The sequence below is a fragment of the Sphingobium fluviale genome, from assembly GCF_004122115.1.
In the GTDB taxonomy this organism is placed as follows: domain Bacteria; phylum Pseudomonadota; class Alphaproteobacteria; order Sphingomonadales; family Sphingomonadaceae; genus Sphingobium; species Sphingobium fluviale.
In genome coordinates this window covers 164,833-182,965 of the sequence record NZ_SBKP01000004.1, presented here as the reverse complement: position 1 = coordinate 182,965, position 18,133 = coordinate 164,833, and the positions used below count along the sequence as shown (strand labels likewise).

General features: G+C 62.6%; 12 protein-coding genes. 3 read left to right on the top strand and 9 right to left on the bottom strand.

The features are described 5' to 3' along the window. Positions 1–17 precede the first annotated feature (17 nt). The 3 genes from fusA to rpsL form a co-directional block, all read right to left on the bottom strand. A complete protein-coding gene (gene fusA / locus EQG66_RS06430) occupies positions 18–2,090 on the bottom strand; it encodes an elongation factor G (RefSeq protein ID WP_129403762.1) in 2,073 nt (690 codons plus the stop codon). A gap of 85 nt (positions 2,091–2,175) precedes the next feature. Then, positions 2,176–2,646 carry a 30S ribosomal protein S7 gene (gene rpsG, locus EQG66_RS06425; RefSeq protein ID WP_129403761.1) on the bottom strand — a complete coding sequence of 157 codons (471 nt, stop codon included), beginning with the start codon at positions 2,644–2,646 and terminating at the stop codon, positions 2,176–2,178. A gap of 18 nt (positions 2,647–2,664) precedes the next feature. Then, complete coding sequence (rpsL, locus tag EQG66_RS06420) at positions 2,665–3,036, bottom strand: 30S ribosomal protein S12 (RefSeq protein WP_126175288.1); 372 nt, start codon at positions 3,034–3,036, stop codon at positions 2,665–2,667. A gap of 370 nt (positions 3,037–3,406) precedes the next feature. Between rpsL and EQG66_RS06415 the strand changes: the two genes are divergently transcribed. Further along, positions 3,407–5,197, top strand: a complete 1,791-nt coding sequence (locus EQG66_RS06415) for a methyl-accepting chemotaxis protein (protein ID WP_129403760.1) — start codon at positions 3,407–3,409, stop codon at positions 5,195–5,197. Between the two features lie 21 nt (positions 5,198–5,218). Here the strand turns inward: EQG66_RS06415 and EQG66_RS06410 are convergent, their stop codons facing one another. Next, positions 5,219–6,193: an MlaA family lipoprotein gene (locus EQG66_RS06410; protein ID WP_245987910.1), complete on the bottom strand. Its 975-nt coding sequence runs from the start codon at positions 6,191–6,193 to the stop codon at positions 5,219–5,221. A 238-nt stretch (positions 6,194–6,431) separates the two neighbouring features. Between EQG66_RS06410 and EQG66_RS06405 the strand changes: the two genes are divergently transcribed. Then, positions 6,432–8,306, top strand: coding sequence for a methyl-accepting chemotaxis protein (locus tag EQG66_RS06405; RefSeq protein ID WP_164975612.1), 1,875 nt, complete (start codon positions 6,432–6,434; stop codon positions 8,304–8,306). 104 nt (positions 8,307–8,410) lie between these two features. Further along, complete coding sequence (locus EQG66_RS06400; RefSeq protein WP_129403758.1) at positions 8,411–10,315, top strand: acyltransferase family protein; 1,905 nt, start codon at positions 8,411–8,413, stop codon at positions 10,313–10,315. Between the two features lie 3 nt (positions 10,316–10,318). Here EQG66_RS06400 and EQG66_RS06395 read toward each other — a convergent pair whose 3' ends face one another. From EQG66_RS06395 to EQG66_RS06370, 5 genes are all read right to left on the bottom strand, one after another. After that, complete coding sequence (locus EQG66_RS06395) at positions 10,319–12,652, bottom strand: TonB-dependent receptor plug domain-containing protein (protein WP_164975611.1); 2,334 nt, start codon at positions 12,650–12,652, stop codon at positions 10,319–10,321. Positions 12,653–12,768: 116 nt separating this feature from the next. Further along, positions 12,769–15,690: a valine--tRNA ligase gene (locus EQG66_RS06390; protein ID WP_129403757.1), complete on the bottom strand. Its 2,922-nt coding sequence runs from the start codon at positions 15,688–15,690 to the stop codon at positions 12,769–12,771. Positions 15,691–15,753: 63 nt separating this feature from the next. After that, the gene (locus EQG66_RS06385) at positions 15,754–16,428 is read right to left on the bottom strand and encodes a DUF2497 domain-containing protein (RefSeq protein WP_245987908.1); all 675 of its coding nucleotides are present in this window, start codon (positions 16,426–16,428) and stop codon (positions 15,754–15,756) included. Between the two features lie 120 nt (positions 16,429–16,548). Beyond that, the gene (locus tag EQG66_RS06375) at positions 16,549–17,136 is read right to left on the bottom strand and encodes a protein-L-isoaspartate O-methyltransferase family protein (protein WP_129403756.1); all 588 of its coding nucleotides are present in this window, start codon (positions 17,134–17,136) and stop codon (positions 16,549–16,551) included. An 88-nt stretch (positions 17,137–17,224) separates the two neighbouring features. Then, positions 17,225–18,010: a 3-hydroxybutyrate dehydrogenase gene (locus tag EQG66_RS06370; RefSeq protein WP_129403755.1), complete on the bottom strand. Its 786-nt coding sequence runs from the start codon at positions 18,008–18,010 to the stop codon at positions 17,225–17,227. Between the last annotated feature and the right edge of the window lie 123 nt (positions 18,011–18,133).

The following is an 18,133-nucleotide window of genomic DNA, read 5'->3' as shown; positions in this document are numbered from 1 at the left end:
CCAGTTGGCTGCAGAAATCAGGCCATCTTAGCTTTCACTTCGTCGGCGACATTCTGCGGCACTTCGTCATAGTGCGAGAAGAACATCGAATAGTTCGCCCGGCCCTGCGTGAAGCTGCGGAGCTGGTTCACATAGCCGAACATGTTGGCGAGCGGCACCATGGCCTCCACCACCTGCGCGTTGCCGCGCGTGTCCGTGCCCTGAATTTGGCCACGGCGGCTGTTCATGTCGCCGATGACGTCGCCCAGATATTCCTCAGGGGATACGACCTCGACCTTCATGATCGGCTCCAGCAGCTTGATGCCGGATTTCTGCGCCGCCTCGCGCATGCCCGCACGGCCCGCGATTTCGAATGCCAGAGCAGACGAGTCGACGTCGTGATAGGCGCCGTCATACAGCTCGATCGCGAAGTCGATGATCGGGAAGCCGATCAGCGAACCGGATTCGGCGGTCTCGCGCATGCCCTTCTCGACCGAAGGGATATATTCCTTGGGAATATTGCCGCCCTTGATCGAATCGACGAACACGATGCCAGATCCGCGCTCGCCCGGCGTCAGCTTGAACTTGATCCGCGCGAACTGGCCCGAACCGCCGGACTGCTTCTTGTGGGTGTAATCGATGTCCACCGGCTTCGCGAGATATTCGCGATAGGCCACCTGCGGCGCGCCGACATTGGCCTCGACCTTGAACTCGCGGCGCATCCGGTCGACGATGATGTCGAGGTGAAGTTCGCCCATGCCCTTGATGATGGTCTGTCCGCTCTCGTGATCGGTCGAAACGCGGAAGGACGGGTCTTCGGCCGAGAGGCGGTTGAGCGCGACGCCCATCTTCTCCTGGTCGGCCTTGGTCTTCGGCTCCACCGACAGCTCGATCACCGGCTCAGGGAACTCCATGCGCTCCAGAATGATCGGCGCCTTCTCGGCGCAGAGCGTGTCGCCCGTGGTCGTTTCCTTCATGCCGGCCAGCGCGATGATGTCGCCCGCGAAGGCCTCGTCCACGTCCTTGCGCTCGTTGGCGTGCATTTCCAGCATGCGCCCGACCTTCTCCTTCTTGTCCTTGACGGAGTTGAGGTAGGTGCCCTTGGTCAGCGTGCCCGAATAGATGCGGATGAAGGTGAGCGAGCCGACGAACGGATCGTTCATCACCTTGAACGCCAGAGCCGAGAACGGCGCGTCGTCTGCCGGCGGGCGGCTGTCCGCCTCGTCGCTGTCCATCTTCACGCCCTGCACGTCCTCGATGTCGAGCGGCGAAGGCAGATAGTCCACCACGGCGTCGAGCAGCGGCTGAACGCCCTTGTTCTTGAACGCAGAGCCGCAGCACACCGGCACGAAGCTCTGGTTCAGCGTACCCTTGCGGATCAGCTTCTTGAGCGTATCGACATCCGGCTCTGTGCCTTCGAGATAGGCCTCCATCGCGGCGTCATCCTGCTCGACGGCCAGCTCGATCAGCTTCTCGCGATATTCCGCCGCCTTGTCGACGAGGTCTGCCGGAATGTCCTCATAGAAGAACTCGGCGCCCAGCGACTCGTCCTTCCAGATGATCGCGCGGTTATAGACCAGATCGACCAGACCCTTGAGGTCGCTCTCGATGCCGATGGGGAGATAGAGCACCGCAGGCGTGGCGCCCAGGCGGTCGATGATCGACTGCACACAATATTCGAAATTCGCGCCGGTGCGGTCGAGCTTGTTGATGAAGCACATGCGCGGCACGCCATATTTGTCGGCCTGGCGCCACACAGTCTCGGACTGCGGCTCAACGCCCGCAACGCCATCGAAACAGGCGACCGCGCCGTCAAGCACGCGCAGGGAACGCTCAACCTCGATCGTGAAGTCCACGTGACCGGGGGTGTCGATGATGTTGATGCGGTGGTCCTGCCAGAAGCAGGTCGTCGCCGCCGACGTGATCGTGATCCCGCGCTCCTGCTCCTGCTCCATCCAGTCCATCGTCGCCGCGCCGTCATGCACTTCGCCGATCTTGTAGGACTTGCCGGTGTAATAAAGGATGCGCTCGGTGGTCGTGGTCTTGCCGGCGTCGATATGCGCCATGATACCGATGTTGCGATACATGCTGAGCGGATGGCTGCGGGCCATGATGCTTACTCCGTGTGCCGGGTGCGGCGGGTTGGGTTATATGCAAAAGGAGGCCGGAGCATGCTGCCCCGGCCGCCCGGACAATTTACCAGCGATAGTGCGAGAAGGCGCGGTTCGCCTCTGCCATGCGGTGGGTATCTTCGCGCTTTTTGACCGCGTTGCCACGGTTGTTGGCGGCATCCATCAGCTCACCCGAAAGACGGGCGGCCATTGTGGTTTCGCTGCGGCCGCGCGCGGCGGTGATCAGCCAGCGGATGGCGAGCGCCTGGGCGCGCTCAGGGCGCACCTCGACAGGAACCTGATAGGTGGCGCCACCGACACGGCGGCTGCGGACCTCGATGCCCGGCTTGACGTTGTTCAGTGCGTCATGGAACATCTGGATCGGGTCTTTCTTGGCCTTGGCCTCGACAGACTCCAGCGCGCCATAGACGATCTGCTCCGCAACGGCCTTCTTGCCGTCCAGCATCACGCTGTTCATGAACTTGGAAAGCACCTGATCCTTATACTTGGGATCGGGCAGGATGATGCGCTTTTCGGGGCGACGACGACGTGACATAGTGTGTTCTCCCCTGCCTTACTTCGGACGCTTCGCGCCGTACTTCGAACGGCTCTGCTTGCGATCCTTGACGCCCTGCGTATCGAGCACGCCGCGCAGCACATGATAGCGCACACCGGGAAGGTCGCGCACACGGCCGCCGCGGATCAGCACGACGCTGTGCTCCTGCAGGTTGTGGCCTTCACCCGGAATATAGGTGATGACCTCGCGCTGGTTGGTCAGGCGCACCTTGGCAACCTTGCGGAGCGCCGAGTTCGGCTTTTTCGGGGTCGTGGTATAGACACGGGTGCAAACGCCGCGCTTTTGCGGGTTCGCTTCCATCGCAGGGACCTTGCTCTTGGCCTTCTGCGGCTCGCGGCCCTTGCGGACCAGTTGGTTAATCGTTGGCATGAAGCCCTTCACCTTCTCAGTTACTTTACCGCACCCGTCCCTTGTTGCCGCTGTGGTTTATCACGACAGCAACGGCCCCGGCGGCCAATGACCCCCTGGACCTGCAAGACAAGCCGGCAATGTTCAGCTCTTTATCTATGACCCGCAATCGGCACTTCGGAACTGCGCAAATCCGCGAAACGGACGGGCGAGAATCCCCAACTACTGGCCGCGAGGCAGCGCGCCCTATAACGGTGCCTCCGGTTGCGGTCAAGCGCGCAGGCGGGAACAACGCCTCCACCCTGCTTTGCATAAAACATTAACCTTAAAACCGTCTGCCCCCCGCCCTTCCTATAATGCCCCTCAAGGACACTCTCTCAGGAACTTGGGCATGACCATTCGCAAGCTTATCCAACTGAGCGCGCTGGCGCTGATTCTTCTCCTCACCATTGGCGGCATCGTCGCGGTGAGAGACATTAACATGATCCGCCTCGGCGGTCCGCTGGAAACCGAGCAACGCAAGTTCCTGCAATTGGGCGGAGATGCGATGCCCCCGCCGCTGTTCATCGTACGCCCCTATCTGGAAATGACGCTGGCGATCGACGAGCCGGACCGCATGAACTTCCATATCGACAATATCGGCACGCTGAAAACCGAATATGAGGAGCGCAAACGCTACTGGTTGGCGCAGGAGCTGCCATCGAAGATGCGCCAAGAGCTCAACGCCGCGCTTGCCGAATCGGATAAGGTGTTCGCTATTGCGGAGCAGCAGCTGATCCCCACCCTGCGCCGCGGTGACATAGCTGCCGCGCGCCACGTGCACGACAAGCTGATGGCGCCGCATTACCGCCAGCATCGCGCCACGATGGACAATGTCGTGACCGAACTGAACGCCGCGACAAGTGAAATCGAGCAGCAGGGCAAAGACACCCTCAGCAGCGTCATTCTGGTGCTCAGCATCCTTGGCGTTATGATACTCGCAGGCGTCGGCGCCTTCGCATGGATGATGCTCACCCGCGTCTCCGCCCCGCTGGCCCGCACGGCGGAGACGATGCGCGCGATGGTGAACGGCGATCTCTCTGTGGCGATCGAGGGCGACACGCGCTCCGACGAGATGGGCGATGTCGCCCGTGCCCTCGTCAACTTCCGTCAGGCGGAAGTAGACAAGCGCGCGCTGGAAGAGCTGGGCCGCCAGCAACAGGCCGAGCGCACCCGCATCATCGATGCGCTGTCCATCGCGCTGCGCCACCTCGCCAACGGCGATGTCAGCTATCGCATAGAGGACCAGTTCGAGGGCCAGTACGAAGAGCTGCGGCAGGACTTCAACTCTGCCCTCACCGCGATGGGCAGCGCCCTGCGCGCCGTTTCGGAAGCCTCGCAGGCCATCCGTCTTGGCACCGGCGAGATCGCGCAGGCCTCAAACGACCTGTCGATCCGCACCGAGCAACAGGCCGCCGCGCTGGAGCAAACCTCCGCCTCGATGACCACCGCCACCGGCTCGGTGCGCGAAACCGCCGATGCCGCCAAGGAGGCCAACAGCGCGGTGCAGGATGCGCACGACGCCGCCGAGCAGGGCGGTCGGATCGTGCATGATGCCATCGCCGCGATGGACGAGATCGAGAACAGCTCGAAACAGATCAGCCAGATCATCGCATTGATCGACAATGTCGCGTTCCAGACCAACCTTCTCGCGCTGAACGCAGCGGTAGAGGCGGCGCGTGCGGGCGATGCGGGCGATGGCTTCGCCGTCGTCGCCGCCGAAGTGCGCGGCCTTGCCCAACGCACGGCAGACGCCGCCAACGATGTGAAAAAGCTCATCACCTCCTCCGCGCAGCAGGTGGAGAATGGCGTGCGCCTGGTGGGGCAGGCGGGCGAAACGCTGGATCATATCGTCGAGCGGGTGAGCGAGATCACCAAGCTGGTGCGCAATATCGCAGGCTCGGTAGAGGAGGAATCGCTGGTGCTGGTTCAGGTCAACACTGCCGTCGGCGAGATGGACCAGATGACGCAGCAAAACGCCGCGATGGTCGAGCAATCGACCGCCTCTGCCCGCAACCTCGCGGGCGAGGCGGAATCTCTCGCCAAGCTGGTGGGCAATTTCCAGATCGACATGCCGAACAACGACGTGCCCCTCACCAGCCGCGCCTTTCGCTCGGCAGGCGGGATAGCGCACGCGGCGTGACGCCTGGCTATGGCGCAGGCGTCAGGGCTGAGTGGGCTGTGGCGCTGGCGCAGGGAGCGCAGGAGGCGCTGGCTCTGCCGCAGCGGGCGCGGGCGCTGCCGGAGCAGAGGGCGCGCTTACGCCACCCTCGTTCCGGCTAGCGGCGGCAGCGGCATCGGCGGCTTGCTTTGCGGCTTCCTCCGCCATCTTCCTGATGCGATATTCCTCGCTGTGCAGCGCCAGAATCTCCGCCTTGCGCTTGTTAAGATAATACGTGCGCTGGGCCGCATAGGGATTGCCGCTCTCGCGGATCTCCTTCAGCTCGTCGTCAAACTCGGCGCGTTCGTCCAGCGCGCTCAGGCCGCCTTTGGGCAAGGCATAATATGGTGTGTTAAACGGCTTTCCCGCCACCACCGGCACAAGGCTCAGATCCAACATTCGGCCGAACACATCGCGCACTGTCGTCGATCCGATCAGCGGCAGAAAAAGATACGGCCCCGGCCCCACGCCATAATAGCCCAGGGTATCGGCAAGGCCGTTGGACCGGCGGGGCAGATTGAACGGCTTTTTCTTGGCCACATCCATCACCCCGGCCAGGCCGACAGTGGAATTGAGGCCAAAGCGCGCCAGCGTCTCTGCCGCCTTGCCGACCTTGAACTGCAGCAGGAAGTTCACGAAAACAATCGGCTCATCCAGATTATTGATGACGTTGCGCACGCTCTTGCGCATCTTTTTCGGCACGCTTTCCTTATATTCCCGCGCAACCGGGCCGATCACCGCCTTGTCGATCGCCTGTACCGCTTCATAGCTCAGCTGATTGACCGCCTGCGCCGGATCTTCCTTGGGCGCGCCGCGCTCTGCCGATACGGTGATGACGTCCTGCCCCTCTGGCGATGTGGGCGGTGCTGGCGCGGTCGCCTGCGGAGGTGCTGGCACCACTGGCGGTGGACCGCCGATGCTCGTGTCCGCCCGTGCCGGGGCCATCATCAATGCAATAGTGAGCAAAGGCGTGCCCAAATCCAGCCTTCCATGAAACGACTTCGAGTTTGCACAAGTCCGATAAGGCTATCATGCCACCACCGCAACCCGCACCTTGGCATAAACGGCCATATGCCGACAGAGGTTCCGGTCAAGCGGCAAATCTTGCCGAACGCCGCCACCGGATTCTCAGACATCCGCAATGATACTGTTTTTCAATACTTTATCGCTATCGCATAGTCGCAACGAACCAAAACATACTGAGCCGCCGAACATCATGCCATGGACCCGCCCTTCAACGTTCCTCCGCAAGTTCGGTTTGCCGCTTATTGGCGTTGTATCTGCTTTCCTCGCCATCGGCATATCCATGCTGATCTGGATGACATATGCGCAGGACGCCCTGCAAATGGAACAGGAGCGCAACCTCGCCAGCGCGGCCCTGCACTCGCGCGAGGAGTTTCTCACCCGCAATCTGGGTGACTATGGCGTTTGGAACGACGCGGTAGAGAACATGGTGCTCAGCCGCAACATCAACTGGGCGAATACCAATCTCGGCCCCTATCTCTATGAAATTCAGGGATATGACTACAGCTTCGTCATCGGGCCGGACGACGAGATCATCTACAGCAGCTATCGCGACAAGCAGAAGGCTCTCGATCCTGCGGCGGTCTTCGGCAAGGACTATGCGCGGATGCTGAAAGAAATGCGCGCGGCCCCGACAGGGCAAGACAAGCGCCTCGTCAGCCTCACGGTCGCCGGTGGCCGCCCCACGCTGATGGGCATGGCCGCCATCGTGCCCAGCGACGGCCAGGTGCGGCTGCGCAAGGGCCAGGCGTCCACCATGCTGCTGTTCGCCAAAGAGCTGGACACCCCGATGCTCAACGAGCTTGCCCGCAATTACAGCCTCAAGAACCTGACCATCCGGGTAGGTATGCCGGAGCAACGGCCGGACGGCATCGCGCTGCAAGCTTCAGACGGCCGGATGATCGGATGCCTGCACTGGGATTCTGCCCGCCCCGGCTCGCGCCTGCGCATCATTGTCTTTCCCTTTACAATCGCGTTCGCGCTCTGCTTCATCGCAGGAATATTGATGGTGCTGCGCATGAGCCGCAACGCGCTGGCGCAGGCACAGAGGGCGCATGACAATTTCATCGAACAGAAGGCCCAGATGGCGGCAGAGCGCACCCGTCAGCAAGACCTGACCAAAGCGGTGGAAGCTGCGCGGGAGGAGAACGCCAAGCTGCTGGCCGAATCGGCGCAGGCCCATATGCGCGCAGAGGCCATGCGCGATGCGGTGATGAAGGACATTGCCGACCGCATAGACCAGGAGGTGATGGCTTTCGTCGCGTCGCTCTATGACATGGTGTCGGAACTGGGCCAGAAATCCGGCGATCTGCGCCACTCCGCCGAATCGACCCATGTTTCCGCGCTCGATGTGCAGTCTGCCAGCGCCGCTGCGCGCGAACGGCTGAACGATGTTATCAGCGCCACCCATCATCTCTCGCAGTCCTGTTCCTCCGTGCAATCCCACACGCAGGTGACGGATCAGTCGCTTGAAGCCGCGATTGAAAAGGCAGGTGTGGTGGCGGAGCGCATCGGTGATGTGGGGGAGGCAATCAGCCGCATCCGAAGCATCTCGGAAATGATCGGCGAGATCACCTCGCAGACCAACCTGCTGGCCCTCAATGCCACGATCGAGGCGGCGCGCGCGGGCGAAAGCGGGCGGGGCTTTGCAGTCGTTGCGGGCGAGGTGAAGGCGCTGGCCGCGCACACCGCCGGCCTGACCCATCAGGTGAGCGAGCAGCTCGCCGAGATCGCTGAAACCAAGCGCCGCTCAATCGAAGCCATCAACGACCTGATCGGAGCGCTCAGCCCCGCCTCGCAGGCGGCGGAGACGATCGAGAATGTCGTCGCGGGCCAGTCACTCTCGCTGGGGCAAGTCGATCGCAGCGTCGATCAGCTCGTCGCCCTCTCGGCAAAGCTTGAGAGCATCGCGGGTGTCGCGGGCGAAGCCGCCAGCAACGGCATCAAGAATGTCGCGATGGTGTCGGGCATCGCCGCCGACGTTTCCACCAACGTCAACGAGCTGCGCCTCAAGGTCGCCTCGCTCACCGACGAGCTGCGCCAGCCGGCGGGCGCTATCGTGATCTGATCGCCCCGGCCTTGCCATAACACACTTAACGCATTTGCATATCGGCGGCGCTGCCGTCATGAAAAAACGGGCGACAACCGATCTGTCAGGGGGCACCCGCACCTATGCGGCATGAAGGCGGCATGAAATACCGGCCGGATATAGACGGGCTGCGCGCGGTCGCGGTCTTGAGCGTCTTTGCCTATCATCTGCGGCCCAGCCTGTTGCCTGCGGGTGGGCTCGGCGTCGATATCTTCTTCGTCATATCGGGCTATCTCATCGGCGGGATCATCTTGCGTGAGTGCGCGGCGGGGGAGTTTTCGTTCCTGCGCTTTTACGAGCGGCGGCTGCGGCGGATCGTGCCCGCGCTGCTGGTGAGCATCCTTGCCGTGCTTGGCGCTTCCGCGCTTCTCCTCATGCCGAGCGAGCTGGAACAGGGCGGCGTCTCGGCGGCGGCGGCGCTGCTCTCGGCCTCCAACCTCTATTTCTGGCACACGGTGGATTATTTCAACGAGGCGGCGGCAGACATGCCACTGCTCCACACCTGGTCGCTGGGGGTGGAAGAGCAGTTCTACATACTCGCGCCGGTCGTTCTCGCGCTGTTGGCGAAATATGCGCGCCGCGCGATCCTCCCCGCGCTGGTGCTGATGCTCGCCGGATCGCTCGTGCTCAATGTCAGCCAAGTGCAAAGCGCGCCCATCGATGCGTTCTACCTGCCGCAGGGCCGCGCGTGGGAGCTGCTGGCGGGCGTGATCCTCAATCGGCTGTCGCTTCCCCTTCTGGCGGCGCGCTGGGCGCGGGAAGTGGTCGCAGGGCTGGGCGCGGCGTTGATCGTGCTCAGCCTCGCGCTGCTGCGGCCCGATATGGGCTGGCCCGGCCTCGCCGCCGTGCCGCCGGTGCTGGGCACCGCGCTCATCATCTGGACGGGGCAACATGGGGGCAGCGGCGTCGCGCGGGTGCTGGCGTTCAAGCCCTTCCTGTGGGTCGGCCTCATCTCCTATTCGCTGTATCTGTGGCACTGGCCCGCCATCGTCTTCGCGCGCGAGATTGCGCTGGTCGATGTGCCCTCCAACACCTTGAGCGCCGCCATCGTCACCTTCGCCTTCCTTGCCGCATGGGCAAGCTGGCGCTTTGTCGAACAGCCGTTCCGCAAGGGCACGACGATGCCCGGCCGCGCGCTGCTAGCCTGGACCGGCGGCGGCGCGGCGCTGGTGCTGGGCCTGTGCGCGCTGCTCGTCGTCGCCAAGGGCTTCCCCGCCCGGTTCGATGCCGAGACGGTGCGCATCGCCAGCTTTGTGCAAGGCGCGGAGGACAACCCGTGGCGCCGCTGCATCCTTACCGAGCGCGACGACCCTGCCCAATTCCCCGCAGACTGCCTCGCGCCTGCCGTCAAGCCCGGCGAACGGCGCATCCTGCTGTTGGGAGACAGCCACGCCAACATGTTCCGCCCCGCGCTCGATGCCATCCCCAGAGCGCGCGTGATGGAGGCGACCTACGCCGCCTGCGCGCCCGATGGCGCGCTCAGCCCACAGGCTGCCCAGACCCCCTGCGGCCAGCTGATCCGCAAGGCGCTCGATGTCACCGCGCGGGCAAAGCCTGACCTCATTGTCGTCAGCTGGCAGGTGAAGCGCCTCAACCCCGCACAGGTGGCTGCACTGGGCGAGCGCCTCAAGCACATCGGCGCACCGATCCTCGTCATCGGCCCGACGCCCGAATATAGCGTGCGCGTGCCGAAACTGATGGCTGCGGCGCGGGTGCGCGGAGAGCCGGATCTGCCCGCGCATTACCTTAGCCGCCATATCTGGCAGGCCGACGCCCGCCTCGCCCCGCTGGCGCGTCAGTTCGCCACCTATCTTTCACCGCGCGCGGCCCTGTGTGACGCCACGGCAAAACAGTGCGCCCTTACCGCCGGACAAGACCCCGCTTATTATGACCGCCAGCACTTCAATGGGCCGGGCGCGCGGGCGATTTTCCAACAGATGGTGCGCGAGCAACTCTCGCCCGAAGAACGCGCGCAGCTTGGCCTGTAACCCTCAAAACAAGAGTTTACGCACACTGATCGTAATCGTCCGCCCCAGCGGATCGAGCTGTGCGCCGCTATAGGCGGGCGGCGTTGCGCCGGTGCCATCCGTCACCTTCTGACGCGCATTGAAAATATTGCCCACGCCCACCCCGATGCGCGTACCAAACAGCCATGGATGATTGCGCAACACCGAGGGGATTTGCCCGACATTGATGAACATGCGCAGGTTGACCTTGGTGAGATCATCGAAACGCAGGTTCCCCGTGGGCGCGCCGCCGGGGTCCCGCACCTGCGCGCTGCTCTGCCAGTTGGCGGTCAGCCGCCCGCCGAGCCAGCCCCGATTATAGCCCGCCGTCGCTTCCACCTCATGCCGGGGCTGGGGCGCGCCGCCATTCAAGGTGCCGCCGTTCAGCAGGTCGATCTGCGGTTGCCCGGCGATAAGCGTCGCTGTCTCGGTCAGGTGGATGCTGTGGTAAAGCGAGAAGCTGAGACGGCCGCCCGCGGCGCCTCCGCGCCCACCGAAGCCCCCACCGCCGCGTGCCGGGCCGCCGCCAGGAGCCGCCGCCGCTCCGGCGCCCAGGCTACCACCCTGCTCCACACCCGGCGGCCCACCGGGAAACCGCTGCGCCATATAGGATCGGATCGCGTCTATCTGCGCCTGCGGTGTCTTGAGCGATTTCGAGAAATTGATGCCCCAGCGCAGCACATCGCTCTGCTGCTCCGCAATGTTGACGGCGCGCGCATCCACCCCGATCAACGCTCCGGAAGGGTCGAAATTGAAGCGACCGGGATAGGCGGCGAGGCTCGCGGCGGTGAGCGTGGGTAGCGCGACAATGCCGTTTTCGGTGCGCTTGCGTGTATAATCGAGCGAAAGGCTGAGGTTGGGCTTGTCCATCGCCTTGACGTTCAGCCCCAGCCGCCATTCGCGCACCTGCGCTTTATCCAGCGCCGGATTGCCGCCAGAGGTGAGCCGCACCAGCCTGCTCTCCCCGCGCACATAATCGAAATAGCGCACGGAATCCGTGATGATCTGCGGATCGCCGAGCTGCTGGACGGTCGGCGCGCTCTGCGCATCCTTATAGGAGCCGACGAGGCTCACGGTCTTGATCGGCGCCCAGCTGAACCCGCCGCCAAAGCCGCGCACAGTGCCGAAATCAGACAGTGTTTCGCCCTGCACATTGGCGTTAAGGGAGAGGTCGCCGATCCAGCGCGTCGGGCTGTCCAGCACAGGAACATCGAGGCTGAGCGAGCCGAGGCCGCTGGTGCGCTTCAGGGAGGCGGACTGCTGATTAGCGGCGCGCAGGGACTGGCTGTCATAGCGGGAAAGCGTGCCGCCCGCCCGCGCGGTCAGCGATACCTCGCCCGCGGGCAGCCGTGCCACCGGTCCATTAATGCTAATGTCACTCACTAGCAGATCATTGTTGCTGCGCGCCTGATCCGCCGGCTGGCCAGGCGCTATCACCGTGGAAATAGCCCTCGATTCGCTATGATCATACGCGCTCGTCCACGTCCCCCGCCACCGCGCGACATCGAGGTTCATCGTCGTGCCAAGATGCGCGGTCTGGCTGCTGGTGGTGCGCGTCTGCGCGCCTATCGCGCCGGTGAGCGCCCGGCTCTCGTCGCTGCTCAACACGCCGTTGACGCTGGCATCCAGCCGCTCGGACAACGGGCGGTGATAGGCGACATTCGCCTCGAACTCCCGCCGTGATGCGATCAGCGAGCGCCCGCTTGCGCCCCCCGCCGCCGCCAGCCCGCGCTCCGCCTCGGTCAGCATCGCGGTGTCGATATATTCGGCACTGAGGTTGAAACGCGCACCATCCCGCACCGAGAAATAGCTCGCCTCCGCGTTGGTCCGCCCGCCGCCCCCCTCGGTGGCGAACCGCTGCCGCCCGTCCAGCGTCCACGCGCGAAACCGTTTGCGCAGCACGAAGTTGACGACCTTCTGATCGGCCGGATAGCCATATTTGAGCGCCACCTGCTCCGGCAGAACATCGACCCGCGCGATCGCCTCGGAGGGGATGCGCTCTATCTCCTGCCGCCCGGAAACCCGCCGCCCTTCGAGCAGGATCAGCGGCTGGCCGCCGCCCGTCCCCCTGATCTGGGGCGCCAGCTCGGCCAAAATCTCGGTCACGCTGCTGACGCCCAGCGCCCGCACATCCGCCGCGCCCAGCGACACCTCCGGCTTGATCTCGCCCAATGCGCCACCAGGCAGGCGCGATGAGGCGGTGACGACGATCTCCTCCTCGGCCTGATCGTCCACCTGCGGCTTTTGCGCCTGCCCCTGCGCGACGGCTGGGACAAAGCTGGCTACGAGGAGGCTGGCTGGCAACAGGAGTGGGCGCATAAAAGGCATGTCCTTGGCGGCTAAAACTTCATCCGGCAAGCGCGCCTCTCCCCTCGCACCTGCTCGCAGCGGCGATAGGGCGGCGCGGATGAACCGCCGCTGACTCTGGTATGCGCCTATCCCAACCGCGCCAGCGCCGCCGCCAGCCGCTCCGCCTCGGCGGATTTTTCAGCATGATCCGCGCGGGCCTTCTCCACCGCTTCAGGCTTGGCCTTCTCGACGAACGCGGGGTTATTGAGGCGGGCAGAGAGCGACGCCGCCTCCTTTTCTGCCGCGTCCTTTGCCTTGCTGAGGCGCGCTTTCTCGGCAGCGATGTCGATCACGCCTTCGAGGAGAAGCACAAATGTCGCTTCGTCAACGACAACTTGAGCTGATCCGCCAACGAGCAAATCTTTATCTGGTGGGCCTGCTGCCGGTCCAGTCAATGTTATTTCAGAACCAAATTTGAATTTCCGTTCGAACAGCTCAGAAACACGCGCCAACCGGCTTATCGAGGGCAGATTTTGTGAAATACGTGACAGCGTTAGATCGTTCGCTTCGGTAATTACCGCTTTCAATTTAGCTGACGCTGGCACTCCCAGTTCGGTCCTGACCGCACGAATTTCGTTCACTAGTTTAACGAGCCATTCTATGTCGGCCGTCGCCTCAGCGTCCACCGCAGCTCCAGGTTCCGGCCATTTGGCGACGATAAGGTCATACTCCCGCTGCCCAAGCGCATGCCACAATTCCTCGGTGATGAACGGCATGAACGGGTGCAGCATCACCAGTATCTGGTCGAGCACCCAGCCCGCTACCGCGCGAGTTTCGGTTCGATGCTCATGATTATAATTTGTAGTTAGATGCCCGGTTTCTGTCTGTAGTACCGGCTTGATCAGCTCCAGATACCAGTCGCAAAACTGATCCCACACGAAATGATAGATCGCGTTCGCCGCCGCGTCGAAACGCAGCTCGGCAAGCGCCTTGTCCAGCGCGGCGAGGGTTTCCACCACTTCGCCGATGATCCACTTGTTCACCGCAAGCGTGGCGGGCGGCGCCGCGACCGAGGAGGAGGCGCCGATGCCGTTGCTCATCGCAAAGCGCGTCGCGTTCCACAGCTTGGTCGCGAAGTTGCGATAGCCCTCGACCCGCTTTTCATCCATCTTCACGTCGCGGCCCTGGCTTTCCATCGCCGCCATGAAAAAGCGCAGCGCATCCGCGCCATATTGATCGATCAGGCCGAGCGGATCGACGACATTGCCCTTGGATTTGGACATTTTCTGCCCATCCGCCGCGCGCACCAGCCCATGCAGATAGAGCCGCTTCCAAGGAACTTCTTTCATGAAGTGGATGCCCTGCATCGCCATCCGCGCGCACCAGAAGAACAGGATATCGAAACCGGAAATCAGCAGATCATTGGGGTAGTGCCTGGCGACCAGCGGTGCAGTATCGTCCGGCCAGCCGAGCGTGGCGAACGGCCAGAGCGCTGAGGAGAACCATGTGTCAAGGACGTCTGTTTCCCGATATAGGTCAAACTCATACGTATAAGGATCTATCTGACGGGCATGAAAAGCCTCAGACTTATACTCTGAACTGTCCTGATCTATGATCCTAATCTGAATGTTAAGGCCAGTAATCTCGGCATACTTTTTCTTGGCTGCCTCAATTACCTCATTTTCTGACTCACCCACGAACTCGAACCAAGCGTCATCTTGATACTTACCGGTAGCAACAATGGTGGTCGAGAACCCGTTAGGTGTGCGAACACAACTCGGACCATACCAAGCCGGTATCCGATGCCCCCACCAGAGCTGGCGGGAGACGCACCAAGGCTGGATATTGTCCATCCAATGGAAAAATGTTTTTTCCCAGCTCTTGGGAACTATTTCGATCGTTCCACGCTCAACAAGCCGCTTAGGTCCCCGCGTTAGAGCTTCAGCGTCTACATACCATTGATCGGTCAGCCACGGCTCGATCACCACGCCGGAGCGGTCGCCATAGGGCGTCTGGATCACGCGGTCCTCGATCTGCTCCAGTAGGCCCGCCGCCTCCAGCGCCGCGACGACAGCCTTGCGCGCCTCAAACCGGTCCAGCCCCAGATACTCGTCCGGTATCCCGCCGCACTGCACGACCTTCGCATCTGCATCGAGCATGTTGAGCATCTCGGCGGCAGCAAACCCTGCGCGCTTGCCGACCTCGAAGTCGTTGAAATCATGCCCCGGTGTGATCTTGACCGCACCACTGCCCAGCTCCGGGTCCGCATGGTCATCCGCCACAATCGGGATGCGCCGCCCGGTGATCGGCAGGGTGATATACTTGCCGATGACGCTGGCATAGCGCGCGTCCGCGCCGTTCACCGCCACCGCCATGTCTGCCAGCATGGTTTCAGGCCGCGTGGTGGCGACGACGATATAGTCGCGGCCATCATCCAGCCGCACGCCATCAGCCAGCGGATAGCGGAAGTGCCAGAACTTGCCCTGCACCTCGCGCGTTTCCACCTCAAGATCGGAAATCGCGGTCTTGAGGCCGGGGTCCCAGTTCACCAGCCGCTTGTCGCGATAGATCAGGCCCTCGTTGTAGAGATCGACGAACACCTTGACGACCGCGCGGGTGAAATGCGGATCCATCGTGAATTGCTCGCGCGACCAGTCCATAGAGCAACCGAGGCGGCGCAACTGGCCGGTGATCGTGCCGCCGCTCTCCGCCTTCCACTCCCAAACCTTGTCGATGAACGCTTCGCGGCTATAGTCCGTCCGCTTTTGCCCGGCGGCGTTCAGCTGCCGCTCGACCACCATCTGCGTCGCGATGCCGGCATGATCGGTGCCGACCACCCACAGCGCATCCTTGCCGCGCAGCCGCTCGTACCGGATCATGATGTCCTGCAACGTGTTATCGAGCGCGTGGCCGATATGCAGGCTGCCGGTCACGTTCGGCGGCGGATTGACGATGGTGAAGGGCTGCGCATCTGGGCGCTCCGGCCGGAACAGGCCGTTCGCCTCCCAATGCTGATACCATCGGGCCTCGATGGAGGCGGGATCGAATGTTTTTGCAAGCTCTGTCATGGCGAAAAGCCAATAACGCTTATGCTCCGCAGGTCAATTCGCGGATGCAGCAAGAAGAAGCAATCAGAGCGACCGGCCAGTGATCCGCGCTATTTCCTTGGCAACCATGCCCTCGACAAGGCGAGGCAGGTTCGCGTCAAGCCAGTCCTTCATCATCGGGCGCAGCATCTCGCGCACCAGCCCTTCGAGCGTATTTTCGGCTGCCTCCGGCTCGGCGGGCTTCACAAGGAGCGAAGACAGGGCGGCAAGCGACGTGCGCGCGGCAGCCTCGCTAGCATGAGAAACGATCGTCTCGGCCTCTACCGGCGCGGGCGCAGCAGATGCAACGGCTGGCATGGCAATTCCTTCCTCTACAGCAGGAACTGTGACTTCATCGGCAATGTCTAGGCTGTCGCTCAGCTCCAGCACAATGCCGTCCTGATCATCCTGCGTCAGCACAGCGTCATCAGCCCATTCCTCCAGATCGAGCGCCGCGGCAGGATCTTCAACCCTGCTTGTCTGGCCGACCCTGGGCATCTCCTCGGTCAGCTCCAGCACCTCGTCGACATAGGAGGATGCAGCAATGCCTGCGTCAGCGTCCTTGGCCAGTCCGGCCACTACAGCCTTGCGACGTGATTCGCGGTCTGCCTCACGACGCGCCGGTGTCCTGGGTTCCTTGCGCGCGGGCATCTCCCCATCATCAGCAATTATCCGCTTGATAGAAGACAATATTTCTTCCATCGACGGTTCCTTGCTCATATCACCCATATCTTTGGTCACCTGTTTGCCCACGCCCCCGCGTCTCGCGCGCACATTGACATGGTTAAATGCTGTGTCAAGCACCGTCCTTGAAGCGGTTTTACAAGCCTTTCCGACCCGTCAAAAGACGAAGCCGGCTTTCTCGGCCTCAAATCCGTTGGCGCGCACCATCTCCATATCCGCGATCGTTGCAAATCCAAGAGTGCCGCCAGCCTTGCGCCCAAGAACCAGTCTGGTGACGCCGCGCTCGATCAGGCCCGTGGCCACTCTTCCGCCTTCTGCCAGCTGCGCATTGAGCGCCGGGGGGAGAGCATCCACCGCCCCATCGATCAGGATGACATCATAAGGCGCCTGTTTGCCGTCTCCCTGCGCAGGTTTGGCGCCACACAAGACAACCTCGGCGCCCATATGCCGCAGCAACGCCAGAGTGTAGCCGGTTGCATCTCCGAGCAGCAGCACCTTCTCTCCCGGCTCGATCTGCGCGGCAGCGAGCAGACGCCCGGTGGCCAGCGGCGGGTTCATCGCCGCTCCGTTGCCCAACGGCACCGGCCTGTCGGTATAGCATGTCTCGCGCCGGGCAGCGGGCACAAACTCCTCGCGCGCCACAGATGCCATCGCCGCGAGTACGGCCGGATCGTTGACATCGCTGGTGCGGAGCTGGCTAGCCACCATGGCGGCGCGCATGGCCGCGAAATCGACATGTGTCATTTCTGCCTCCCGAATCGCGGCGAGTGTGGCCGCGTATTCACAATCCCGGATCGTCCTCTAGGGTTCAAAGCCATGAAGGACAAGTTGCCTATTGCGCCGTCCAGCCGCCATCGACGGAAATATTCGTGCCGGTTATATTGGATGCGGCATCGGAGCACAGGAACAACGCGGTCTCCGCCACTTGCTCCACCGTCACGAACTGCTTGGTCGGCTGGCCCGCAAGCAGCACATCGTTCATCACCTGCTCCCGCGTCATATTGCGGGCTTTCATCGTATCAGGGATCTGGTTTTCCACCAGCGGCGTCCAGACATAACCGGGCGAGATGCAATTTGCCGTGATGCCAAACGTGGCGGTTTCGAGCGCGATCGTCTTGGTGAGACCCGCAAGGCCGTGTTTGGCGGTAACATAGGCGCTTTTGAATGGCGATGCGGTGAGCGAATGGGCGGACGCGGTCTGGATAATCCGGCCCCATCTCTGCTGCTTCATATAGGGGATGGCGAGGCGGCAGGTATGAAAGGCAGACGTGAGGTTGAGGGCAATAATAAGATCCCATTTCTCGACCGGAAATGCCTCGACCGGGGCGACATGCTGCATCCCCGCATTGTTGATGAGGATGTCCACCCCGCCAAAGGCATCGGCTGCGTGGCGCATCATCGCCTCGATCTCATCAGGCTTGGTCATATCATGCCCGCAATAGACCGCGCGCGCGCCGCTCAATCCTTCGAGCGCCAGCCGCTCCTGCTCGATCGCTTCGGGCGCGCCAAAGCCGTTGATGATAATGTTGGCGCCTTGCCCGGCGAGCGCCTTCGCATAGGCCAGCCCGATGCCGGAGGTTGAGCCTGTAATAAGCGCTGTCTTGCCTCTGAGCGTCATGCGTTTTCCCAAAAATGATCTGCGTCCGATCGCGCTGCACCGCAATATCGTGAATTTACAAGCGCGCCAAGCCCGGCGCACTTTTCTTGAGCGGTGAATTGCCCTACTCCTGACAGAATAGAC

What these genes read in the sequence shown, in the direction of transcription:
- EQG66_RS06415 (WP_129403760.1), top strand. Translation starts at nt 3,407, where the DNA reads ATGACCATTCGCAAGCTTATCCAACTGAGCGCGCTGGCGCTGATTCTT.
- fusA (WP_129403762.1), bottom strand. Translation starts at nt 2,090, where the DNA reads ATGGCCCGCAGCCATCCGCTCAGCATGTATCGCAACATCGGTATCATG.
- EQG66_RS06400 (WP_129403758.1), top strand. Translation starts at nt 8,411, where the DNA reads ATGCGGCATGAAGGCGGCATGAAATACCGGCCGGATATAGACGGGCTG.
- EQG66_RS06375 (WP_129403756.1), bottom strand. Translation starts at nt 17,136, where the DNA reads ATGACACATGTCGATTTCGCGGCCATGCGCGCCGCCATGGTGGCTAGC.
- EQG66_RS06385 (WP_245987908.1), bottom strand. Translation starts at nt 16,428, where the DNA reads ATGAGCAAGGAACCGTCGATGGAAGAAATATTGTCTTCTATCAAGCGG.
- rpsG (WP_129403761.1), bottom strand. Translation starts at nt 2,646, where the DNA reads ATGTCACGTCGTCGTCGCCCCGAAAAGCGCATCATCCTGCCCGATCCC.
- EQG66_RS06390 (WP_129403757.1), bottom strand. Translation starts at nt 15,690, where the DNA reads ATGACAGAGCTTGCAAAAACATTCGATCCCGCCTCCATCGAGGCCCGA.
- rpsL (WP_126175288.1), bottom strand. Translation starts at nt 3,036, where the DNA reads ATGCCAACGATTAACCAACTGGTCCGCAAGGGCCGCGAGCCGCAGAAG.
- EQG66_RS06405 (WP_164975612.1), top strand. Translation starts at nt 6,432, where the DNA reads ATGCCATGGACCCGCCCTTCAACGTTCCTCCGCAAGTTCGGTTTGCCG.
- EQG66_RS06370 (WP_129403755.1), bottom strand. Translation starts at nt 18,010, where the DNA reads ATGACGCTCAGAGGCAAGACAGCGCTTATTACAGGCTCAACCTCCGGC.
- EQG66_RS06395 (WP_164975611.1), bottom strand. Translation starts at nt 12,652, where the DNA reads ATGCGCCCACTCCTGTTGCCAGCCAGCCTCCTCGTAGCCAGCTTTGTC.